Below are 22,490 nucleotides of genomic sequence, written 5' to 3' on the forward strand. Positions count from 1 at the left end.
CATAATGAAAACGCTGCTGATTATTGACGCTAATCTCGGTCAGGCACGCGCCTATATGGCGAAGACCCTGCTGGGCGCGGCGGCGCGAAAAGCAAAACTGGAAATCATCGACAATCCGAACGACGCTGAAATGGCGATTGTTCTCGGTGATTCCATCCCGAACGACAGCGCGCTGAACGGTAAAAATGTCTGGCTGGGCGATATTTCCCGGGCAGTTGCGCACCCTGAGCTGTTCCTGAGTGAAGCCAAAGGCCATGCGAAACCTTACACTGCGCCGGTCGCTGCGACAGCACCGGTTGCTGCCAGCGGTCCGAAACGCGTAGTTGCGGTGACTGCTTGCCCGACTGGCGTAGCACACACCTTTATGGCGGCTGAAGCCATTGAAACCGAAGCGAAAAAACGTGGCTGGTGGGTGAAAGTTGAAACCCGTGGTTCTGTTGGCGCGGGTAATGCAATCACCCCTGAAGAAGTCGCAGCAGCGGATCTGGTGATTGTGGCGGCAGATATCGAAGTAGATCTGGCGAAATTTGCTGGTAAACCGATGTATCGCACCTCTACCGGTCTGGCGCTGAAGAAAACTGCGCAGGAACTGGATAAAGCGGTTGCTGAAGCAACGCCGTATGAACCGGCGGGCAAAACTCAAACAGCGACCACTGAAGGTAAGAAAGAGAGTGCAGGCGCTTACCGTCACTTGCTGACGGGCGTCTCTTACATGCTGCCGATGGTTGTTGCAGGTGGTCTGTGTATCGCGCTTTCTTTTGCTTTTGGTATCGAAGCGTTTAAAGAGCCGGGTACGTTGGCAGCGGCGCTGATGCAGATTGGTGGTGGTTCAGCCTTTGCGCTGATGGTGCCGGTACTGGCAGGTTATATTGCCTTCTCCATTGCCGATCGTCCGGGTCTCACGCCGGGTCTGATTGGCGGTATGCTGGCGGTTAGCACCGGTTCTGGCTTCATTGGTGGTATTATTGCGGGCTTCTTGGCGGGTTACATTGCGAAGTTAATCAGTACGCAACTGAAACTGCCACAGAGTATGGAGGCACTGAAACCGATCCTGATCATTCCGCTAATTTCCAGTCTGGTGGTCGGTCTGGCGATGATCTACCTAATCGGTAAACCGGTTGCTGGCATTCTCGATGGGTTGACTCACTGGCTGCAGACCATGGGGACTGCGAATGCGGTTCTGCTGGGGGCGATCCTCGGTGGCATGATGTGTACTGACATGGGCGGTCCGGTAAACAAAGCAGCGTACGCATTCGGTGTGGGTCTGCTGAGTACTCAAACCTATGGCCCGATGGCGGCGATTATGGCGGCAGGTATGGTGCCACCGCTGGCAATGGGTCTGGCAACAATGGTGGCGCGTCGCAAATTCGACAAAGCGCAGCAGGAAGGTGGCAAAGCCGCTCTGGTACTTGGTCTGTGCTTTATTTCGGAAGGTGCAATTCCGTTTGCTGCTCGTGATCCGATGCGTGTGCTACCGTGCTGTATCGTTGGTGGGGCGCTGACTGGCGCAATCTCAATGGCGATTGGTGCAAAACTGATGGCACCACACGGTGGTCTGTTTGTTCTGCTGATCCCTGGCGCTATTACGCCGGTATTGGGTTACCTGGTAGCAATTATTGCCGGTACGCTGGTGGCGGGTTTGGCCTATGCCTTCCTCAAACGCCCGGAAACACAAATAGTAGAAAAAAACGCATAATTTCTCTTCATCATCGGGGCTGAGACATCTCTGCCCCGATGATGACAAACGCAAAATTGCCTGATGCGCTATGCTTATCAGACCTACATGAACCCTGCAATATATTGAATTTTTGCGCTTTTGTAGGTCGGATAAGGCGTTTACGCCACATCCAGCATGAACAAAGCGCGCATTGTCAACAATCTGAGGGCAGAAACATCTCTGCCCTTTTTCTTGCCTGCCATATTGTGTGTTACACATCACAACTTTCTCTTTTGTTGCTGCATAAATAGACAAATTTTGTGACCGCCTTCATATCTGGCCGATTTCGTTTTTTCTGATCGATTTACATTGCGTTAAACATGCTTATTATGAACATGTGTTTAAATCTGAACACGTGCTCTAATAGTCTTATTGACTGTAATGACTATTTTACCCAATTTCTTCGTTGGCAATTTATTGCCAGGGGGCGTGCTATGCGCGAAAAGGACTACATAGTAATTATTGGCTCGGCGAATATTGATGTGGCTGGGTATTCACATCATCCATTGAATTATGCGGATTCGAATCCCGGAAAAATTAAATTTACCCCAGGTGGCGTGGGAAGGAATATCGCTCATAATCTGGCGTTACTGGGGAAAAATGCCTGGCTTTTAAGTGCAGTAGGTGGTGATTTTTATGGGCAATCATTACTGGCGCAAACTAATCAATCCGGTGTTTATGTCGATAAATGCTTAATTGTTCCGGGTGAGAATACATCCAGCTATTTATCACTGCTCGATAATACAGGAGAAATGCTTGTCGCGATAAATGATATGAGTATTAGTGACTGTATTTCTGCAGAATTTCTTGCCCAGCATCAGGAGTTTATTCGCGGTGCAAAGGTTATTGTCGCGGATTGCAACCTTAGTGAAGAGGCGCTGGTCTGGGTTCTGGAAAATAGCGGGGAAACGCCTGTATTTATTGATCCGGTATCGGCATGGAAATGCGTCAAAATCCGCGATCATCTGAGCAAAATCCATACGTTAAAACCTAACCGTCTTGAAGCCGAAACGTTGAGCGGAATTGCACTTTCCGGACGTGAAGATGTCGCAAAGGTCGCCGCCTGGTTTCATCAACACGGCCTGAACCGCCTGGTGCTTAGCATGGGAGGGGATGGCGTTTACTACAGTGATATCAACGGTGAAAGTGGGTGGTCGGCCCCTATTAAAACGAATGTCATCAATGTTACTGGGGCAGGCGACGCCATGATGGCGGGGCTGGCCTCCTGTTGGGTAGACGGTATGCCGTTTATCGATTCTGTTCGATTTGCGCAGGGATGTTCGTCAATGGCACTTGCCTGTGAATATACCAACAACCCTGAATTATCAATTGCCAATGTTACATCGTTAGTGGAGAACACAGAATGTCTGAATTAACTCTGTCCCCTGAATTATTACAAATATCCGCTGAAGTACAGGATGCTTTAAAAAATAAAAAACCGGTTGTTGCGCTGGAATCGACCATAATTTCTCACGGAATGCCATTCCCACAAAATGCCCAAACCGCAATTGAAGTAGAAGAAACAATTCGTAAACAGGGCGCAGTACCAGCCACTATCGCCATTATTGGCGGTGTGATGAAAGTGGGCTTAAGTAAAGAAGAAATCGAATTGCTGGGCCGTGAAGGACATAACGTGACGAAAGTTAGTCGTCGTGATTTACCTTTTGTCGTTGCTGCAGGGAAAAATGGCGCGACTACCGTTGCATCAACCATGATTATTGCAGCACTGGCTGGGATTAAAGTTTTTGCAACCGGAGGTATTGGTGGTGTGCATCGCGGAGCGGAACATACCTTCGATATTTCTGCCGATTTACAGGAACTGGCAAATACCAATGTCACTGTTGTTTGTGCGGGGGCAAAATCTATTCTCGATTTAGGATTAACAACAGAATATTTAGAAACCTTCGGTGTACCGTTAATTGGTTATCAGACAAAAGCGCTGCCTGCGTTTTTCTGCCGAACCAGCCCATTTGAAGTCAGCATTCGTCTCGACAGTGCCCGCGAAATTGCTCGCGCGATGGCAGTGAAGTGGCAAACCGGTTTGAACGGCGGCCTGGTGGTAGCGAACCCGATCCCGGAACAGTTTGCGATGCCAGAAGAAACCATCAATGCAGCAATTGATCAAGCCGTTGCTGAAGCCGAAGAACAGGGTGTTATTGGGAAAGAGAGTACACCGTTCCTGCTGGCGCGTGTTGCGGAGCTAACCGGCGGTGATAGCCTGAAATCCAATATTCAACTGGTCTTTAATAACGCCATTCTGGCGAGCGAAATTGCCAAAGAATATCAGCGTCTCGTGGGTTAATTTCTGGTGGGCAGAAAGCCGTCGCCCGTACTCATCAAACATACCAAAACCTGGCGCTGACGCCGGGTTTACTGGCATGAAGGGAAAATCATTATGGATATAATGAGAAGTGTTGTGGGGATGGTGGTATTGCTGGCAATTGCCTTTGTGTTGTCGGTAAATAAAAAGAGCATCAGCTTGCGCACGGTTGGGGCTGCGCTGCTGCTGCAAATTGCCATTGGTGGCATCATGCTCTATTTTCCCCCGGGAAAATGGGCAGTAGAGCAGGCGGCATTAGGCGTCCATAAAGTGATGTCCTACAGTGACGCAGGAAGTGCCTTTATTTTTGGTTCGCTGGTCGGTCCCAAAATGGATGTTCTGTTTGACGGTGCGGGCTTTATCTTCGCCTTTCGCGTACTCCCGGCGATTATTTTCGTTACCGCGCTTATCAGCTTGCTGTACTACATTGGCGTAATGGGGCTGCTGATTCGTATTCTTGGCAGTATTTTTCAGAAAGCCCTCAACATCAGCAAAATCGAATCTTTTGTCGCAGTCACCACTATTTTCCTCGGGCAAAATGAGATCCCGGCGATCGTTAAACCTTTTATTGATCGCATGAATCGCAACGAGCTATTTACGGCTATTTGTAGCGGCATGGCGTCTATTGCGGGTTCGATGATGATTGGCTATGCCGGAATGGGCGTGCCGATTGACTATTTGTTAGCCGCTTCGCTGATGGCTATTCCTGGCGGTATCCTGTTTGCACGTATTCTTAGTCCGGCGACGGAACCTTCGCAAGTTACGTTTGAAAATCTGTCGTTTAGCGAAACACCGCCAAAAAGCATTATTGAAGCTGCGGCGAACGGTGCAATGACTGGGCTGAAAATCGCCGCCGGTGTGGCGACGGTGGTAATGGCGTTTGTCGCAATTATTGCGCTGATCAACGGCATTATTGGTGGAGTTGGCGGCTGGTTTGGTTTTGCCAATGTCTCTCTGGAAAGCATTTTCGGCTATGTGCTGGCCCCGTTGGCATGGATTATGGGGGTGGACTGGAGTGATGCAAATCTTGCCGGAAGTTTGATTGGGCAGAAACTGGCGATTAATGAGTTTGTTGCTTATCTCAATTTCTCGCCCTATCTGCAAACGAGCGGCACGCTGGATGTCAAGACCATTGCCATTATCTCGTTCGCCCTCTGTGGGTTTGCAAACTTTGGTTCTATCGGTGTTGTCGTTGGAGCGTTTTCGGCTATTTCGCCAAAACGCGCGCCGGAAATCGCCCAGCTTGGTTTACGGGCGCTGGCGGCGGCGACGCTTTCCAACCTGATGAGCGCGACCATTGCCGGGTTCTTTATTGGTTTAGCTTGAGTTTCATTGCCGGATGTACGCCTTATTAAGCGTTGCATCCGGCAATCGCACTATTGCCAATAATTTTTACTGCATCATCCCGGAGAATTTATTCTCCGGGTCCATCTCCAGCGCCAGTCCTGACAACTGCTTTCTGTTTTTAATGAGATACCCTTTCTTGCTTTTAATTAATAAACCGTCATTAATGAATTGCGCAAGAACATATAAAAGATGTCGATAAGAAACGCCTAAATACTCTGCCGCTTGCGTATGCTTTTCGTGATAAAGATCACCTTCCTGCGAGAGTAATATAAAAGCTGCCAGGCGATTCACTAACGGAAATGATTGATTCTGAGTTAAAGAAACAATATTACGATAATTTTTATGACTTAAGGTGACGCAGAGTTTTCGTAAAAATAGCGTGTCGTTTAATAACAACGGGCGGTAATGCTTCATAGGGAGCGCAAGGCACCAACACTCTTCAATAGCCTGCACTGCACGCGGTTCATGGTCTTTGTCGATTAACTCAATCTCGCCAATAAAACAGGGCGCGGCAAAGAAATCGATCAGCGACACGCGACCATTAGCAAGCGTGACGTAAAGCCTGGCGCGGCCTCGCGTCAGGTAAAACAGCCAGGACGGCTGTTGCCCTTCCTGCACAATGTAGTCACGCGCTAAAAAATGAAACAGCCGCGTATCGGCTGAAACATCCGTTGAAAAGCAATCCTTAAACGCAGATTCACTCATCAATTGCTGCTTAAGATCATTATTGTGGATTTCTTTCACGATGTTTATCCGCTATGAGATTTCTCATATTTAGCATACGTACGCTGTTGTTAAGATTCAATCATCGGCCAGGTCGAATTTTCTTTGCTGTAGAAACAATAACGCAACTGGAAACAGAGGAAATAAACAATGGAAAAGAGAAAAATTATTCTGGATTGTGATCCGGGTCATGATGATGCTATTGCTATAATGATGGCGGCGAAACATCCGGCGATTGATTTATTAGGTATCACCATTGTAGCGGGTAATCAAACCCTCGATAAAACATTAATTAATGGCCTGAATGTTTGCCAGAAACTGGAGATTAATGTTCCGGTTTATGCGGGGATGCCGCAGCCCATTATGCGTCAACAAATTGTTGCCGATAATATTCACGGTGAAACCGGACTGGATGGCCCGGTATTCGAGCCGCTGACCCGCCAGGCAGAAAACACTCATGCGGTGAAATATATCATCGATACCCTTATGGCAAGCGATGGCGATATCACTCTGGTGCCGGTTGGTCCGTTGTCAAACATCGCGGTGGCAATGCGTATGCAACCCGCGATCCTGCCGAAAATCCGTGAAATTGTTCTGATGGGCGGTGCTTATGGTACTGGCAACTTCACCCCATCTGCTGAGTTCAACATCTTTGCTGACCCGGAGGCCGCACGCGTGGTGTTCACCTCCGGCGTTCCATTAGTGATGATGGGCCTCGATCTTACCAACCAGACCGTTTGCACCCCGGACGTGATTGCTCGGATGGAAAGGGCTGGCGGCCCTGCCGGAGAGCTGTTCAGCGACATCATGAACTTCACTCTCAAAACGCAGTTCGAAAACTACGGCCTGGCTGGCGGCCCGGTGCACGACGCCACCTGCATCGGTTATTTGATTAACCCTGATGGCATTAAAACCCAGGAGATGTACGTCGAAGTGGACGTTAACAGTGGCCCTTGCTATGGGCGTACCGTCTGCGACGAGCTGGGTGTTCTTGGCAAGCCCGCCAATACCAAAGTCGGCATCACTATTGATACCGACTGGTTCTGGGGATTAGTCGAAGAGTGCGTACGCGGCTACATAAAAACCCATTAAGTGTTGATAACAAGCCGGGTCAGTATCGCAAGATGCAGGCCCGGCTATTTATGATGGGCAGAGAGCCGTCGCCCAAAATGACATGAAGAGATAATAACTATGGATGTCATGAGAAGTGTTCTGGGAATGGTGGTATTACTGGCTATTGCGTTTTTGCTGTCAGTAACCTGATGAGTGCTACTATTGCAGGATTCTTTATTGGTTTAGCGTAGTGCGCAATTTATGAGCCGGATAAGATGCGGTCAAGCGTCGAATCCGGCAACATTGTTACACCATTGGCACTAATGAAAGCGCGTTATCGGCAGACAGGGTAGGGTTGTTTAAGCTGCCGCTGGCGCGTGAAATTGCCGCGCAGGCTATCGCAAAACGGGCGCTGTCGCGGAAACTGTATCCTTCAAGAAAGCTATATACCAGGCCCGCCATAAAACCATCGTCAGCACCAAAACTGTCTACTGTCGTATGCGCTGGCGCGGTCAGCAAAAATTGTTCTCCATCCTTATCGCTGCAAAATACAGATTCATCTTTCAGATAAACAAAAATGCGTTTAACACCTTGTTGATGCAGCGAATTTACAGCTCTGATGCGATCGTTGTCGTCTTTAATCGGTTGCCCCCACAAAATTTCCAGTTCATTTTGTGTCGGTTTCAGAGTGTGGATCCGGCTGTACCAGTTTTTTACTTTGTTCGCTTTAAATTCGGAAACGGTATCGACAAACATCGGAATTTCATCAGCAATGGTAAAGACCCACTCCAGGGCTTCAGGTGTGAGATTACAATCAGCCAGCACCACACCAGCATGGCGAATCAAGTCCCGTGAAGTATTGAGCAGTTGAGGCGTTAGCTGTTGCAGAATATGTGTGTCATTGATTGCCAGGATAGTTTCTTCCTGCTTATTAGCGATAGCGAGATAAGTTGCAGTGCTGTGTCCATGCAGACGAATGCAGTTTGAAACGTTCACGCCCGCGCGGCGCGTTTCTTCCAGTAATGTCTCGCCGTAAAAATCGTTGCCAATAGCTGAAATTAAATGCACATCCCGACCAAGCAGAGCCAGGTTATGCGCGATATTACGTCCGACGCCGCCTGCGGAACAGTGAACAGAACCTGGATGAGAGGCTGCTTGCGGGTAACGGATATCCGCCATTCCGCGAATATCCATATTGATTGCACCCACAACCACACAGTAATCCTGCTCGGTAAGGATATATCCTTTGCCTTTAATCAAACCCTTGCGCATCAAATCCATAATATGAGCGGCAACACGTGAGCGGCTGATTTGCAGAATATCGGCGATTTCATTCTGTTGAATCAGCGGGTTACGCCGTAAAATTTTAAGAATCTGCTTTTCCCTGTCGTTCATCGATCAGGCCACCGCTTTTTCAGTTTGTTGCGCTTTCAGCCAGGCGATCTCTTCTGCCCAGATATCCGGGTTGATGGTTTCAAGGATCAGCGGAATGCCGTCGAAACGGTCGTCTTGCATGATCCAGCGGAACGCATCATGACCGATATTGCCTTCGCCGAGGCTATGATGACGGTCAACGCGGCTGCCAAAGGTGCTTTTCGCATCGTTGAGGTGCATCCCGCGCAGATACTTAAAGCCTACAATACGGGCAAAATCAGCGAACGTTTTCTCGCATTCGGCAGGAGTACGCAAATCATACCCGGCAGCGAAAGCATGGCAGGTATCAATGCAGACGCCGACGCGGGATTTATCTTCCACGCCGTCGATAATCGCTGCGAGATGTTCGAATTTAAACCCTAAGTTACTGCCCTGACCGGCGGTGTTTTCAATCACCGCGGTGACACCTTGAGTTTTATCCAGCGCAATGTTGATGGATTCGGCAATACGCGCAAGGCAATCCTCTTCTGAAATCTGCATCAGATGGCTGCCAGGGTGGAAGTTGAGCAAAGAAAGCCCCAGCTGTTCGCAACGCTGCATTTCATCTATAAAGGCATCGCGCGATTTTTCCAGAGCTTCAGCAACCGGATGTCCGAGGTTAATCAGATAACTGTCGTGGGGAAGAATTTGCGCCGATGTGTAGTGATATTTTTCACAGGCGGCTTTGAATTCATCGATGGTTTGCGTCGTGAGCGGTGCGGCACGCCACTGACGTTGGTTTTTGGTGAACAAGGCAAACGCGGTTGCGTCGATTTCGGCGGCGCGAATTGCGGCATTTGCCAGACCGCCAGCAGCACTAACGTGCGCTCCAATGTATTTCATGCGAGGACTCCTGTTAAACCCGCTGGAGGAAAACGGTAATGATAGCGGGTTAACAGGAGCAAGATGTAGTGGTTTATGCGATGACGCTTTGAATCACATAGTTAATCGCACCACCACCAACAATCAGCCAGGCAAACAGTACCAGTGCCATCAGCAGAGGTTTCGCCCCGGCTTTTTTCAGCGCGCTGACGTGAGTGGTCAGACCCAGCGCCGCCATCGCCATTGCCAGCAGGAAGGTATCCAGCGTTACCAGCATGTTCACCACGCTCTGCGGTAACAGGTGGAACGAGTTAAAGATGGCAACGACGATGAACAAGATGGCAAACCACGGAATAGTGATTTTGCTTTTCTCGCCGCTGTTCGTCCCAGACAGCTGTTTAACACGCGCCGCCAGCAGGATGAGGAACGGAGCCAGCATCATCACGCGCAGCATTTTGGAAATAACTGCTGCGTTTTCTGCATCCGGGCTGATGGCATGACCTGCCGCCACCACCTGCGCCACTTCGTGCACAGTAGAACCAATGTAGATACCGAAAGTTTCCGGACTAAACCATTGAGACATCAGCGGATATATCGCCGGGTAGAGGAAAATCGCGACGGTCCCGAAGATAACAACGGTTGCAACAGCCACGGTTACTTTACTGGCTTCTGCTTTCACTACCGGCTCAGTCGCCAGTACCGCGGCAGCACCACAGATACTGCTACCGGCACCGATCAACCAGCTGGTGTGCTTATCCAGACCAAACACTTTCTGCCCCAGGAAGCAAGCCAGCAGGAAGGTACTGGACAGCGTCAACACGTCAATGATGATCCCACTGATACCGACATCGGCAATTTGCGAGAACGTCAGACGGAAGCCATAAAGAATGATACCCAGACGTAATAAATATTGCTTGGCAAACAGCACACCACCGTCACAGCTTTTCCAGATGTGCGGGTAAATGGTGTTGCCTAAAACCATCCCCAACAAGATTGCGAGGGTGAGGGCACTAAACCCGGCACCCGCAACCGCGGGAATGGAACCACCCCACAGGGCGACCCCGGTGATAACTGCACTCAGGGCTAACCCCGGAATAAAATGCCACAGTGTACGATGTTGTTTCTGTAAGGTGATATTCGTCATAACCCTCTCCTTTAACCGGGCATAAGGTTACGACTAACTGGTTTAAAAATAAAATTGATTATATATTTATAATTAATCTTTATAAGTGGTAAGCGACTATGCACATCACCCTCCGGCAGTTGGAAGTTTTTGCAGAAGTATTGAAAAGTGGATCAACCACCCAGGCGTCGGTGATGCTGGCGTTGTCGCAATCAGCAGTGAGCGCAGCCTTGACCGACCTGGAAGGGCAGCTTGGCGTTCAACTGTTTGATCGCGTGGGGAAAAGACTGGTTGTTAATGAACACGGGCGGCTGCTCTATCCGCGAGCGTTGGCACTGCTTGAACAGGCGGTTGAAATCGAACAACTGTTTCGCGAAGACAACGGTGCGATTCGTATCTATGCCAGTAGTACCATCGGTAACTACATTCTGCCTGCAGTTATCGCCCGTTATCGCCATGATTATCCGCAGTTGCCGATTGAACTTAGCGTTGGGAATAGCCAGGACGTGATGCAAGCGGTGCTGGATTTCCGCGTTGATATTGGCTTTATTGAAGGACCGTGCCACAGCACTGAAATCATTTCTGAACCGTGGCTGGAAGACGAGCTGGTGGTTTTCGCCGCGCCGACTTCGCCGTTGGCTCGTGGTCCGGTCACCTTAGAACAGCTGGCCGCTGCGCCGTGGATCCTGCGTGAACGCGGTTCCGGCACGCGGGAGATTGTCGATTATCTGTTGCTGTCACATTTACCGAAGTTTGAGATGGCGATGGAATTAGGTAACTCCGAGGCAATCAAACATGCGGTGCGTCATGGGTTGGGAATTAGTTGCCTGTCGCGACGGGTGATTGAAGATCAATTGCAGGCAGGCACATTAAGTGAAGTTGCGGTCCCTCTGCCGCGCCTGATGCGTACGTTGTGGCGTATACATCATCGGCAAAAACACCTTTCCAACGCGCTACGGCGCTTTCTGGACTATTGCGATCCCGCGAATGTACCGCGTTAAGGTGCTGTACAAGAACATGCTGGTGCTGTGTCGATTTCGTGACGCAGCGCCCTCAGCATGCATTCGCCAGAAAAGAGATTGGCTGCTTTACTTATAATCCCTGGGCGATCATGAAGGTGTCTTATAACCGTGTATTTCTGCCGGAAGGATTGCCAATCGTCTGCTACAATCGCGCCTCATTTTTAAGATGGATAGCATTTTTGTATGGGTTCCGAAACTAAAACTACAGAAGCGCCGGGCTTACGCCGTGAATTAAAGGCGCGTCACCTGACGATGATTGCCATTGGCGGTTCCATCGGTACAGGTCTTTTTGTTGCCTCTGGCGCAACGATTTCTCAGGCAGGTCCGGGCGGGGCATTGCTCTCGTATATGCTGATTGGCCTGATGGTTTACTTCCTGATGACCAGTCTCGGTGAACTGGCTGCATATATGCCGGTTTCCGGTTCGTTTGCCACTTACGGTCAGAACTATGTTGAAGAAGGCTTTGGCTTCGCGCTGGGCTGGAACTACTGGTACAACTGGGCGGTGACTATTGCCGTTGACCTGGTTGCAGCACAGCTGGTCATGAGCTGGTGGTTCCCGGATACACCGGGCTGGATCTGGAGTGCGTTGTTCCTCGGCGTTATCTTCCTGTTGAACTACATCTCTGTTCGCGGCTTTGGTGAAGCGGAATACTGGTTCTCACTGATCAAAGTCACGACAGTTATTGTCTTTATCATCGTTGGCGTGCTGATGATTATCGGTATCTTCAAAGGCGCGCAGCCTGCAGGCTGGAGCAACTGGACAATCGGCGAAGCGCCGTTTGCTGGTGGTTTTGCGGCGATGATCGGCGTAGCTATGATTGTCGGCTTCTCTTTCCAGGGAACCGAGCTGATCGGTATTGCTGCAGGCGAGTCCGAAGATCCGGCGAAAAACATTCCACGCGCGGTACGTCAGGTATTCTGGCGAATCCTGTTGTTCTATGTGTTCGCGATCCTGATTATCAGCCTGATTATTCCGTATACCGATCCGAGCCTGCTGCGTAACGATGTTAAAGACATCAGCGTCAGTCCGTTCACCCTGGTGTTCCAGCACGCGGGTCTGCTCTCTGCGGCGGCGGTGATGAACGCAGTTATTCTGACGGCGGTGCTGTCAGCAGGTAACTCCGGTATGTATGCGTCTACTCGTATGCTGTATACCCTGGCGTGTGACGGTAAAGCGCCGCGCATTTTCGCTAAACTGTCGCGTGGTGGCGTGCCGCGTAATGCGCTGTATGCGACGACGGTGATTGCCGGTTTGTGCTTCCTGACCTCCATGTTTGGCAACCAGACGGTATACCTGTGGCTGCTGAACACCTCCGGGATGACGGGTTTTATCGCCTGGCTGGGGATTGCCATTAGCCACTATCGTTTCCGTCGCGGGTACGTATTGCAGGGACACGACATTAACGATCTGCCGTACCGTTCCGGTTTCTTCCCACTGGGGCCGATCTTCGCATTCATTCTGTGTCTGATTATCACTTTGGGCCAGAACTACGAAGCGTTCCTGAAAGATACCATTGACTGGGGCGGCGTAGCGGCAACGTATATTGGTATCCCGCTGTTCCTGATTATTTGGTTCGGCTACAAGCTGATTAAAGGAACTCACTTCGTACGCTACAGCGAAATGAAGTTCCCGCAGAACGATAAGAAATAAGTTTCCTCCCTTCCTTGCTAAGCCCTCTCAACCGAGAGGGCTTTTTCAATTCCATTTCCCTGACAAATCATGCGGATATAAAATTTAACATTTGGATTTATAATTGTTATCGTTTGCATTATCGTTACGCCGCAATCAAAAAAGGCTGACAAATCAGAGGCTGTTCCGGCTTTCTGGGATGATCACCTGCATACAAATAAGTCCACCGCGATGCTGCCGTACGCAAGGGGACGTAAAGAAGATGTGAGCGATACCCATTTTATTTTCGTAGTTACCTCATGGAGATATGGAATGTTTAGGTTGAACCCTTTCGTACGGGTCGGGCTGTGTTTGTCCGCTATTTCTTGTGCATGGCCTGTGTTAGCGGTCGATGATGATGGCGAAACGATGGTTGTCACTGCATCTTCCGTTGAACAAAACCTTAAAGATGCTCCCGCCAGTATCAGCGTCATTACCCAGGAAGACCTGCAGCGAAAACCGGTACAGAATCTGAAGGATGTCCTCAAAGAAGTGCCTGGCGTACAACTGACGAACGAAGGGGATAACCGTAAGGGCGTAAGTATTCGTGGTCTGGACAGCAGCTACACCCTGATTCTTGTCGACGGTAAACGCGTTAACTCCCGCAATGCCGTCTTCCGCCACAATGATTTCGATCTGAACTGGATCCCGGTCGATTCCATCGAACGTATTGAAGTGGTTCGTGGCCCGATGTCGTCGCTGTACGGTTCCGATGCGCTCGGCGGTGTAGTGAATATCATCACCAAAAAAATCGGTCAGAAATGGTCGGGCACCGTTACCGTCGATACCACCGTTCAGGAACATCGCGATCGCGGTGATACCTATAACGGTCAATTCTTTACCAGCGGACCATTAATTGACGGCGTGCTGGGAATGAAAGCTTACGGCAGCCTGGCAAAACGTGAAAAGGATGACCCGCAAAACTCAACGACCACCGATACCGGAGAAACGCCGCGTATTGAAGGATTCTCCAGCCGCGACGGCAATGTCGAATTTGCCTGGACACCGAATCAAAATCACGATTTTACTGCCGGATACGGTTTCGACCGTCAGGATCGTGATTCCGACTCGCTGGACAAAAACCGCCTGGAACGCCAGAACTACTCCGTCAGCCATAATGGGCGTTGGGATTACGGCACCAGCGAACTGAAATACTACGGTGAGAAAGTCGAGAACAAAAACCCTGGCAACAGCAGCCCGATAACTTCCGAAAGCAATACGGTCGACGGCAAATACACGTTGCCGCTGACGGCGATTAATCAGTTTCTCACGGTTGGCGGTGAATGGCGTCACGACAAACTTAGCGATGCGGTGAACCTGACCGGGGGAACCAGCTCCAAAACGTCTGCCAGCCAGTACGCGCTGTTTGTGGAAGATGAATGGCGGATCTTCGAGCCGCTGGCGCTGACGACCGGCGTGCGTATGGACGATCACGAAACCTACGGTGAACACTGGAGTCCGCGTGCCTACCTGGTTTATAACGCCACCGACACCGTAACGGTGAAAGGGGGCTGGGCGACGGCATTTAAAGCCCCTTCTCTGTTGCAACTTAGCCCTGACTGGACGAGCAATTCCTGCCGTGGCGCATGTAAGATTGTGGGTAGCCCGGATCTGAAACCAGAAACCAGCGAAAGTTGGGAGCTGGGGCTTTACTACATGGGTGAAGAAGGCTGGCTGGAAGGGGTTGAATCCAGCGTTACCGTTTTCCGTAACGATGTGAAAGATCGTATCAGCATTAGCCGTACGTCTGACGTCAATGCTGCACCGGGCTACCAAAACTTTGTCGGTTTTGAGACGGGCGCTAACGGACGGCGCATACCGGTATTTAGCTACTACAACGTTAACAAAGCTCGTATTCAGGGCGTGGAAACCGAACTGAAAATTCCGTTCAACGATGAATGGAAACTGTCGATCAACTACACCTACAACGATGGTCGTGATGTCAGCAACGGCGAAAACAAACCGCTATCCGATCTGCCGTTCCATACTGCTAACGGTACGCTGGACTGGAAACCGCTGGCGCTGGAAGACTGGTCATTCTATGTTTCTGGTCACTATACCGGGCAGAAACGCGCCGACAGCGCGACGGCTAAAACACCGGGCGGTTATACCATCTGGAATACCGGCGCGGCCTGGCAGGTGACTAAAGACGTCAAACTGCGCGCAGGCGTGCTGAACCTTGGCGACAAGGATCTCAGTCGTGACGACTACAGCTATAACGAAGACGGACGTCGTTACTTTATGGCAGTGGATTATCGCTTCTGATGAGAAGATGCCCGGCGAACCGGGCGGACTTTCACTTCAGTAAATACTGCGCATGGAAGCGCAGGTGATCCTCTATAAAAGAGGCGATGAAGTAGTAACTGTGATCATATCCCGGCTGAATACGCAGCGTCATCGGCCACGCTTTCTGGCGCGCGGCTTCTGCCAGTACTGCAGGTTGCAGTTGGTCAGCAAGAAACTGATCATTATCACCCTGATCAATAAGCGTCGGGATTGCATCCTGCGCGTTACTGGCATACATCAACGCGCAACTGTCCCATTCCAGCCATGCATTTTTGTCCTCACCTAAATAAGTGCTAAACGCTTTGATTCCCCACGGGACGCTGCACGGATTCACAATTGGCGCAAAGGCGGAAACGCTGGTGTATTTACCCGGATTTTTCAGCGCCATAATCAGCGCACCGTGACCACCCATGGAATGACCGCTAATAGCGCAGCGGTCGCTGACATTAAATTGCGACTGAACCAGCGCCGGTAATTCATCGCGCAGATAATCATACATCCGGTAATGCGTCGCCCACGGTGGTTGCGTGGCGTTAAGATAAAACCCCGCGCCCTGGCCTAAATCGTAGCCATCGTCGTTGGCAACCTGTTCGCCGCGCGGGCTGGTGTCTGGCATCACCAGTACAATCCCCAGTTCCGCCGCCACGCGCTGGGCACCCGCCTTGGTGGTGAAGTTCTCGTCATTGCAGGTTAATCCGGAAAGCCAGTACAGCACTGGTGGCGGGGTGTGATCACGAGGTGGTGGGAGAAAGATACTGAACGTCATCGGGCAGTTTAAGGTACTGGAGTCGTGTCGCCAGCGTTGCTGCCAGCCTTCAAAACAGCGGTGCTCTTCGAGCATTTCCATGCGTGGCTCCTTGTTGTGTTGTTTGCAATTTCTTCATCATACCGTTTATTCAATGTGCTGTGAGTAACTTTCACTTCCGTATTTGCATAACGATGTTTTAACATCTGCTGATGAAAGGCAGCGGCAATTACAATAATTATCGCTGTGAATACTGGATTATGTGCGCCGCCTCACGCACAATAATCAGGCTGTAAATCAGCTTAATAACTTTGCCCCCACGCAGGGCGGAGGCGTCACACCTGCAGGAGAAATCATAAATGCCATCACTCAGTAAAGAAGCGGCCCTGGTTCATGAAGCGTTAGTTGCGCGAGGACTGGAAACACCGCTGCGCCCGCCCGTGCATGAAATGGATAACGAAACGCGCAAAAGCCTTATTGCTGGTCATATGACCGAAATCATGCAGCTGCTGAATCTCGACCTGGCTGATGACAGTTTGATGGAAACGCCGCATCGCATCGCTAAAATGTATGTCGATGAAATTTTCTCCGGTCTGGATTACGCCAATTTCCCGAAAATCACCCTCATTGAAAACAAAATGAAGGTCGATGAAATGGTCACCGTGCGCGATATCACTCTGACCAGCACCTGTGAACACCATTTTGTTACCATCGATGGCAAAGCGACGGTGGCCTATATCCCGAAAGATTCGGTCATCGGTCTGTCAAAAATTAACCGTATTGTGCAGTTCTTTGCCCAGCGTCCGCAGGTACAAGAACGTCTGACGCAGCAAATTCTCATTGCGCTACAAACGCTGCTGGGCACCAATAACGTGGCTGTCTCTATCGACGCGGTGCATTACTGCGTGAAGGCGCGTGGCATCCGCGATGCAACCAGTGCCACGACAACGACCTCTCTTGGTGGATTGTTCAAATCCAGTCAGAATACGCGCCACGAGTTTCTGCGCGCTGTGCGTCATCACAACTGATTAAAAGGCAGGAACCATGGAGCGCAACGTCACGCTCGATTTTGTTCGCGGCGTCGCCATTCTGGGGATCCTGCTATTAAACATCAGCGCCTTTGGGCTACCAAAGGCGGCTTATCTCAATCCCGCCTGGTACGGCGCTATTACGTCGCAGGATGCATGGACCTGGGCATTTCTCGATCTCATCGGCCAGGTGAAATTCCTCACGCTTTTTGCTCTGCTGTTTGGTGCGGGCCTGCAAATGTTGCTGCCCCGTGGCAGACGATGGATCCAGTCGCGGTTAACGCTGTTAGTCTTGCTGGGCTTTATTCACGGTTTATTGTTCTGGGACGGCGATATTCTGCTGGCTTACGGGCTGGTGGGCTTAATCTGCTGGCGGCTGGTGCGCGATGCGCCATCGGTAAAAAGCCTGTTTAATACAGGCGTCATGCTTTATCTGGTGGGGCTTGGCGTTTTGCTGTTATTGGGGCTGATTTCCGACAGCCAGACCAGCCGCGCCTGGACACCTGATGCATCGGCTATTTTGTATGAAAAGCACTGGAAACTTCACAGTGGTGTTGACGCGATCAGTAATCGTGCCGATGGTGTTGGCAACAGTTTACTGGCACTGGGCGCACAGTATGGCTGGCAACTGGCAGGGATGATGCTCATTGGTGCCGCATTGATGCGCAGTGGCTGGCTGAAAGGGCAGTTCAGCTTTCGTCACTATCGTCGTACTGGTTTTGTGCTGGTGGCGATTGGGGTGATCATTAACCTTCCTGCCATCGCCCTGCAATGGCGACTGGACTGGGCGTATCGTTGGTGCGCCTTCTTACTTCAGATGCCGCGGGAACTGAGTGCGCCGTTTCAGGCGATTGGCTATGCGTCGCTGTTTTATGGCTTCTGGCCGCAATTAAGCCGCTTTAAGCTGGTGCTGGCAATCGCCTGTGTCGGACGGATGGCACTGACCAACTATCTATTGCAAACGCTGATTTGTACTACGCTTTTTTACCACCTCGGTTTGTTTATGCAGTTTGACCGTCTGGAGCTGCTGGCGTTTGTTATTCCGGTATGGCTGGCGAATATCTTCTTCTCTGTTATCTGGCTGCGTTACTTCCGCCAGGGGCCGGTGGAATGGCTCTGGCGTCAGTTAACTTTGCGTGCTGCCGGACCGACAATATCTAAAACATCAAGATAACGATCTGGATCACATTCGTTAACAAAACGGCTGTAACCGTTTCCATTGCTGTGACTCGATTCACGAAGTCCTGTATTCAGTGCTGACAAAATAGCCGCCAGCAAGCAGTCATTTACTGCAATCTCATAACAGGTAGTGAATATGATCACCATTCGTGATGTAGCGCGTCAGGCTGGCGTCTCTGTGGCAACGGTTTCCCGGGTGCTCAATAACAGCACGCTGGTCAGTGCCGATACGCGTGAAGCAGTAATGAAAGCCGTGAGTGAGCTGGATTATCGGCCAAACGCCAATGCCCAGGCGCTGGCAACTCAGGTTAGCGATACCATTGGCGTGGTGGTGATGGACGTTTCTGATGCGTTTTTCGGCGCGCTGGTAAAAGCGGTGGATCTGGTCGCCCAGCAGCATCAGAAATACGTGCTAATCGGCAATAGCTATCATGAAGCGGAAAAAGAGCGTCACGCCATTGAGGTGTTAATTCGCCAGCGTTGTAATGCGTTGATTGTTCACTCAAAAGCATTGAGTGACGATGAACTGGCACAATTTATGGATAACATTCCCGGTATGGTGTTAATCAACCGCGTTGTGCCGGGGTACGCCCATCGTTGCGTTTGCCTGGATAATCTCAGCGGTGCCCGAATGGCGACGCGCATGTTGCTGAATAACGGTCATCAACGTATTGGTTATCTTTCTTCCAGCCACGGCATTGAAGATGACGCCATGCGTAAAGCAGGCTGGATGAGTGCGTTGAAAGAGCAGGATATTATTCCGCCGGAAAGCTGGATTGGCACTGGCACGCCGGACATGCCGGGCGGTGAGGCGGCGATGGTTGAACTGCTGGGGCGCAATCTACAACTAACCGCTGTATTTGCTTATAACGACAATATGGCCGCTGGCGCACTGACAGCATTAAAAGATAATGGCATTGCGATTCCGTTACATCTCTCAATCATTGGTTTCGATGATATTCCCATCGCCCGTTACACCGACCCGCAATTAACGACTGTGCGTTATCCCATTGCTTCAATGGCTAAATTAGCTACCGAACTGGCCTTGCAGGGGGCAGCAGACAATATTGATCCTCGTGCCAGCCACTGTTTTATGCCGACGTTAGTGCGTCGCCATTCTGTCGCAACACGCCAGAATGCGGCGGCGATCACTAACTCAACAAATCAGGCGATGTAACCGCTTTCAATCTGTGAGTGATTTCACAGTATCTTAACAATGTGATGGCTATGATTGCACCGTTTTAACGTTGTAACCCGTATGTAACAGTGAATAATCACTTTCACCGAGGTAATAGCGTCATAACAACAATTAAAGCCGTTTTCTGGAGCGTTACCGGGCATGGAAGAACGAATTTTAAAAAGTGAGCTTCGGCGTTCAGTAACACTTCATTAACTCTACTGCCCCGCCGAGCATTTATCTCAAGCACTACCCTGCATAAGAAAAACCGGAGATACCATGAATAAGAAGGTGTTAACCCTGTCTGCTGTGATGGCCAGCATGTTATTCGGTGCCGCTGCACACGCTGCTGATACTCGCATTGGTGTAACAATCTATAAGTACGACGATAACTTTATGTCTGTAGTGCGCAAGGCTATTGAGCAAGATGCGAAAGCCGCGCCAGATGTTCAGCTGCTGATGAATGATTCTCAGAATGACCAGTCCAAGCAGAACGATCAGATCGACGTATTGCTGGCGAAAGGGGTGAAGGCACTGGCAATCAACCTGGTTGACCCGGCAGCTGCGGGTACGGTGATTGAGAAAGCGCGTGGGCAAAACGTGCCGGTGGTTTTCTTCAACAAAGAACCGTCTCGTAAGGCGCTGGATAGCTACGACAAAGCCTACTACGTTGGCACTGACTCCAAAGAGTCCGGCATTATTCAGGGTGATTTGATTGCTAAACACTGGGCGGCGAATCAGGGTTGGGATCTGAACAAAGACGGTCAGATTCAATTCGTACTGCTGAAAGGTGAGCCGGGGCATCCGGATGCAGAAGCACGTACCACTTACGTGATTAAAGAATTGAACGACAAAGGCATTAAAACTGAACAGTTACAGTTAGATACCGCTATGTGGGATACCGCTCAGGCGAAAGATAAGATGGACGCCTGGCTGTCTGGCCCGAACGCCAACAAAATCGAGGTGGTTATCGCCAACAACGACGCGATGGCAATGGGCGCGGTAGAAGCACTGAAAGCACACAACAAGTCCAGCATTCCGGTGTTTGGCGTCGATGCGCTGCCAGAAGCGCTGGCGCTGGTGAAATCCGGTGCACTGGCGGGCACCGTACTGAACGATGCTAACAACCAGGCGAAAGCGACCTTTGATCTGGCGAAAAACCTGGCCGATGGCAAAGGTGCGGCTGATGGCACCAACTGGAAAATCGACAACAAAGTAGTCCGCGTACCTTATGTTGGCGTAGATAAAGACAACCTGGCTGAATTCAGCAAGAAATAAGACTGATTGGGCGCAGTCGTTTACTGCGCCCTTATTGTATGGCCAACAAGGTAAAATTATATGGTCAGCTCAACGACTCCGTCTTCCGGGGAATACTTGTTGGAAATGAGCGGTATCAACAAGTCTTTTCCTGGTGTTAAGGCACTTGATAACGTTAACTTAAAAGTCCGACCACATTCTATCCATGCATTAATGGGGGAAAATGGTGCGGGAAAATCAACATTATTAAAATGCCTGTTTGGTATTTATCAAAAAGACTCTGGCACCATTTTATTCCAGGGTAAAGAGATCGATTTCCATTCCGCCAAAGAAGCACTGGAAAATGGTATTTCGATGGTACATCAGGAGTTAAACCTGGTATTACAACGTTCGGTGATGGACAACATGTGGCTGGGGCGATATCCCACCAAAGGCATGTTTGTCGATCAGGACAAAATGTACCGCGAAACCAAAGCGATTTTTGATGAACTGGATATTGATATCGATCCGCGTGCGCGCGTCGGTACATTATCTGTTTCGCAAATGCAGATGATCGAAATCGCCAAAGCGTTTTCCTATAACGCGAAAATTGTGATTATGGATGAACCGACTTCTTCGTTAACCGAAAAAGAGGTCAATCATCTGTTCACTATTATTCGTAAATTAAAAGAGCGCGGCTGCGGTATTGTTTATATCTCGCATAAAATGGAAGAAATCTTCCAGTTATGTGATGAAGTTACCGTATTGCGCGACGGTCAGTGGATCGCTACCGAACCGCTGGCAGGACTGACGATGGACAAGATCATCGCCATGATGGTTGGGCGTTCTCTTAACCAGCGTTTCCCTGACAAAGAAAACAAGCCGGGCGAAGTGATTCTGGAAGTGCGTAACCTGACGTCGCTGCGCCAGCCGTCGATACGCGATGTCTCGTTTGATCTGCATAAAGGGGAGATTCTCGGTATAGCCGGTCTGGTGGGAGCGAAACGTACCGATATTGTTGAGACGTTATTTGGTATTCGCGAGAAATCGGCTGGCACCATTACGTTGCACGGCAAAAAGATCAATAACCATAATGCCAACGAAGCCATAAACCACGGATTTGCACTGGTAACTGAAGAGCGCCGCTCAACGGGAATTTATGCCTATCTGGATATTGGCTTTAACTCGTTAATTTCCAATATCCGCAACTATAAAAATAAAGTTGGTTTACTGGATAACTCGCGGATGAAAAGCGATACCCAGTGGGTGATTGATTCGATGCGGGTAAAAACACCGGGGCATCGGACGCAAATTGGTTCGCTCTCCGGTGGTAATCAGCAAAAAGTGATTATTGGTCGCTGGCTGTTAACGCAACCAGAAATATTAATGCTCGATGAACCGACGCGCGGTATTGATGTTGGGGCTAAGTTTGAGATTTATCAGTTAATTGCCGAACTGGCGAAGAAAGGCAAGGGGATTATTATTATCTCCTCCGAAATGCCAGAGTTGTTAGGGATAACAGACCGTATTCTGGTTATGAGCAATGGTCTCGTTTCCGGAATTGTCGATACAAAAACAACAACGCAAAGCGAAATTCTGCGTCTTGCGTCTTTGCACCTTTAAGATTA

The 22,490-nt window shown here is 50.1% G+C and carries 18 protein-coding genes and 1 pseudogene; 14 read left to right on the plus strand and 5 right to left on the minus strand.

The features are described from left to right. Positions 1 to 4 precede the first annotated feature (4 nt). The 4 genes from fruA (at position 5) to HBM92_RS08260 (ending at position 5,363) form a co-directional block, all read left to right on the plus strand. The gene (gene fruA / locus HBM92_RS08245) at positions 5 to 1,696 is read left to right on the plus strand and encodes a PTS fructose transporter subunit IIBC (RefSeq protein WP_000854450.1); all 1,692 of its coding nucleotides are present in this window, start codon (positions 5 to 7) and stop codon (positions 1,694 to 1,696) included. 455 nt (positions 1,697 to 2,151) lie between these two features. After that, positions 2,152 to 3,093 (plus strand): pseudouridine kinase, encoded by a 942-nt coding sequence (locus HBM92_RS08250; RefSeq protein ID WP_001207098.1) that lies wholly within the window; start codon positions 2,152 to 2,154, stop codon positions 3,091 to 3,093. Next, complete coding sequence (gene psuG, locus HBM92_RS08255; RefSeq protein WP_001293148.1) at positions 3,081 to 4,019, plus strand: pseudouridine-5'-phosphate glycosidase; 939 nt, start codon at positions 3,081 to 3,083, stop codon at positions 4,017 to 4,019. Before HBM92_RS08250 ends, psuG begins: the two co-directional genes overlap by 13 nt. Before the next feature lie 93 nt (positions 4,020 to 4,112). Next, positions 4,113 to 5,363, plus strand: a complete 1,251-nt coding sequence (locus HBM92_RS08260) for a NupC/NupG family nucleoside CNT transporter (protein WP_000353897.1) — start codon at positions 4,113 to 4,115, stop codon at positions 5,361 to 5,363. Between the two features lie 66 nt (positions 5,364 to 5,429). Here the strand turns inward: HBM92_RS08260 and HBM92_RS08265 are convergent, their stop codons facing one another. Beyond that, entirely contained in the window at positions 5,430 to 6,128 is a 699-nt protein-coding gene (locus HBM92_RS08265; RefSeq protein WP_000658608.1) for a transcriptional regulator YeiL, read from the minus strand. 129 nt (positions 6,129 to 6,257) lie between these two features. On the opposite strand from HBM92_RS08265, the gene rihB reads away from it, so the two are divergent. Together rihB and HBM92_RS25790 are read left to right on the plus strand one after the other, a co-directional pair. Further along, the gene (gene rihB / locus HBM92_RS08270; protein WP_000415422.1) at positions 6,258 to 7,199 is read left to right on the plus strand and encodes a ribosylpyrimidine nucleosidase; all 942 of its coding nucleotides are present in this window, start codon (positions 6,258 to 6,260) and stop codon (positions 7,197 to 7,199) included. A 99-nt stretch (positions 7,200 to 7,298) separates the two neighbouring features. Beyond that, a pseudogene (locus HBM92_RS25790) lies at positions 7,299 to 7,364 on the plus strand (hypothetical protein); the annotation flags it as partial. A 102-nt stretch (positions 7,365 to 7,466) separates the two neighbouring features. Here HBM92_RS25790 and HBM92_RS08275 read toward each other — a convergent pair. The 3 genes from HBM92_RS08275 to HBM92_RS08285 all read right to left on the minus strand — a co-directional run bounded on the left by HBM92_RS08275 (position 7,467) and on the right by HBM92_RS08285 (position 10,539). Continuing rightward, entirely contained in the window at positions 7,467 to 8,555 is a 1,089-nt protein-coding gene (locus HBM92_RS08275) for a sugar kinase (RefSeq protein WP_000999817.1), read from the minus strand. 3 nt (positions 8,556 to 8,558) lie between these two features. Continuing rightward, a complete protein-coding gene (nfo, locus tag HBM92_RS08280) occupies positions 8,559 to 9,416 on the minus strand; it encodes a deoxyribonuclease IV (RefSeq protein ID WP_000873880.1) in 858 nt (285 codons plus the stop codon). Positions 9,417 to 9,489: 73 nt separating this feature from the next. Then, positions 9,490 to 10,539, minus strand: coding sequence for a YeiH family protein (locus tag HBM92_RS08285; RefSeq protein WP_000182056.1), 1,050 nt, complete (start codon positions 10,537 to 10,539; stop codon positions 9,490 to 9,492). Positions 10,540 to 10,637: 98 nt separating this feature from the next. Here HBM92_RS08285 and yieE point away from each other — a divergent pair, with 98 nt between their 5' ends. The 3 genes from yieE (at position 10,638) to cirA (ending at position 15,476) form a co-directional block, all read left to right on the plus strand. Beyond that, complete coding sequence (yieE, locus tag HBM92_RS08290; RefSeq protein WP_000548294.1) at positions 10,638 to 11,519, plus strand: DNA-binding transcriptional regulator YeiE; 882 nt, start codon at positions 10,638 to 10,640, stop codon at positions 11,517 to 11,519. Between the two features lie 204 nt (positions 11,520 to 11,723). Further along, the gene (lysP, locus tag HBM92_RS08295) at positions 11,724 to 13,193 is read left to right on the plus strand and encodes a lysine-specific permease (protein WP_000534384.1); all 1,470 of its coding nucleotides are present in this window, start codon (positions 11,724 to 11,726) and stop codon (positions 13,191 to 13,193) included. Between the two features lie 291 nt (positions 13,194 to 13,484). Continuing rightward, positions 13,485 to 15,476, plus strand: a complete 1,992-nt coding sequence (gene cirA, locus HBM92_RS08300) for a catecholate siderophore receptor CirA (protein ID WP_000489277.1) — start codon at positions 13,485 to 13,487, stop codon at positions 15,474 to 15,476. 31 nt (positions 15,477 to 15,507) lie between these two features. On the opposite strand, the gene yeiG is transcribed toward cirA, so the two are convergent. After that, positions 15,508 to 16,344, minus strand: a complete 837-nt coding sequence (gene yeiG, locus HBM92_RS08305) for an S-formylglutathione hydrolase (protein WP_000425463.1) — start codon at positions 16,342 to 16,344, stop codon at positions 15,508 to 15,510. Positions 16,345 to 16,601: 257 nt separating this feature from the next. Here yeiG and folE point away from each other — a divergent pair, with 257 nt between their 5' ends. The 5 genes from folE (at position 16,602) to mglA (ending at position 22,485) form a co-directional block, all read left to right on the plus strand. Further along, positions 16,602 to 17,270 (plus strand): GTP cyclohydrolase I FolE, encoded by a 669-nt coding sequence (gene folE, locus HBM92_RS08310; protein WP_001139613.1) that lies wholly within the window; start codon positions 16,602 to 16,604, stop codon positions 17,268 to 17,270. Positions 17,271 to 17,286: 16 nt separating this feature from the next. Next, positions 17,287 to 18,444 (plus strand): DUF418 domain-containing protein YeiB, encoded by a 1,158-nt coding sequence (gene yeiB / locus HBM92_RS08315; RefSeq protein ID WP_000440932.1) that lies wholly within the window; start codon positions 17,287 to 17,289, stop codon positions 18,442 to 18,444. A gap of 141 nt (positions 18,445 to 18,585) precedes the next feature. Further along, on the plus strand, positions 18,586 to 19,626 hold the full coding sequence (gene galS / locus HBM92_RS08320; protein ID WP_000628655.1) for an HTH-type transcriptional regulator GalS: 1,041 nt from the start codon (positions 18,586 to 18,588) through the stop codon (positions 19,624 to 19,626). Positions 19,627 to 19,905: 279 nt separating this feature from the next. Further along, the gene (gene mglB / locus HBM92_RS08325) at positions 19,906 to 20,904 is read left to right on the plus strand and encodes a galactose/glucose ABC transporter substrate-binding protein MglB (RefSeq protein ID WP_001036964.1); all 999 of its coding nucleotides are present in this window, start codon (positions 19,906 to 19,908) and stop codon (positions 20,902 to 20,904) included. A gap of 60 nt (positions 20,905 to 20,964) precedes the next feature. Continuing rightward, entirely contained in the window at positions 20,965 to 22,485 is a 1,521-nt protein-coding gene (mglA, locus tag HBM92_RS08330; protein ID WP_000255034.1) for a galactose/methyl galactoside ABC transporter ATP-binding protein MglA, read from the plus strand. Positions 22,486 to 22,490 lie beyond the last annotated feature (5 nt).

It is taken from the genome of Escherichia sp. E.sYA108, from assembly GCF_011754335.1.
Lineage (GTDB): Bacteria > Pseudomonadota > Gammaproteobacteria > Enterobacterales > Enterobacteriaceae > Escherichia > Escherichia coli.

Bases quoted from the DNA above. Each gene is read 5' to 3' on its own strand.
- cirA (WP_000489277.1), top strand. From the start codon at position 13,485: ATGTTTAGGTTGAACCCTTTCGTACGGGTCGGGCTGTGTTTGTCCGCT.
- mglA (WP_000255034.1), top strand. From the start codon at position 20,965: ATGGTCAGCTCAACGACTCCGTCTTCCGGGGAATACTTGTTGGAAATG.
- mglB (WP_001036964.1), top strand. From the start codon at position 19,906: ATGAATAAGAAGGTGTTAACCCTGTCTGCTGTGATGGCCAGCATGTTA.
- yeiG (WP_000425463.1), bottom strand. From the start codon at position 16,344: ATGGAAATGCTCGAAGAGCACCGCTGTTTTGAAGGCTGGCAGCAACGC.
- yieE (WP_000548294.1), top strand. From the start codon at position 10,638: ATGCACATCACCCTCCGGCAGTTGGAAGTTTTTGCAGAAGTATTGAAA.
- nfo (WP_000873880.1), bottom strand. From the start codon at position 9,416: ATGAAATACATTGGAGCGCACGTTAGTGCTGCTGGCGGTCTGGCAAAT.
- yeiB (WP_000440932.1), top strand. From the start codon at position 17,287: ATGGAGCGCAACGTCACGCTCGATTTTGTTCGCGGCGTCGCCATTCTG.
- HBM92_RS08275 (WP_000999817.1), bottom strand. From the start codon at position 8,555: ATGAACGACAGGGAAAAGCAGATTCTTAAAATTTTACGGCGTAACCCG.
- lysP (WP_000534384.1), top strand. From the start codon at position 11,724: ATGGGTTCCGAAACTAAAACTACAGAAGCGCCGGGCTTACGCCGTGAA.
- galS (WP_000628655.1), top strand. From the start codon at position 18,586: ATGATCACCATTCGTGATGTAGCGCGTCAGGCTGGCGTCTCTGTGGCA.
- psuG (WP_001293148.1), top strand. From the start codon at position 3,081: ATGTCTGAATTAACTCTGTCCCCTGAATTATTACAAATATCCGCTGAA.
- HBM92_RS08285 (WP_000182056.1), bottom strand. From the start codon at position 10,539: ATGACGAATATCACCTTACAGAAACAACATCGTACACTGTGGCATTTT.
- fruA (WP_000854450.1), top strand. From the start codon at position 5: ATGAAAACGCTGCTGATTATTGACGCTAATCTCGGTCAGGCACGCGCC.
- rihB (WP_000415422.1), top strand. From the start codon at position 6,258: ATGGAAAAGAGAAAAATTATTCTGGATTGTGATCCGGGTCATGATGAT.
- folE (WP_001139613.1), top strand. From the start codon at position 16,602: ATGCCATCACTCAGTAAAGAAGCGGCCCTGGTTCATGAAGCGTTAGTT.
- HBM92_RS08250 (WP_001207098.1), top strand. From the start codon at position 2,152: ATGCGCGAAAAGGACTACATAGTAATTATTGGCTCGGCGAATATTGAT.
- HBM92_RS08260 (WP_000353897.1), top strand. From the start codon at position 4,113: ATGGATATAATGAGAAGTGTTGTGGGGATGGTGGTATTGCTGGCAATT.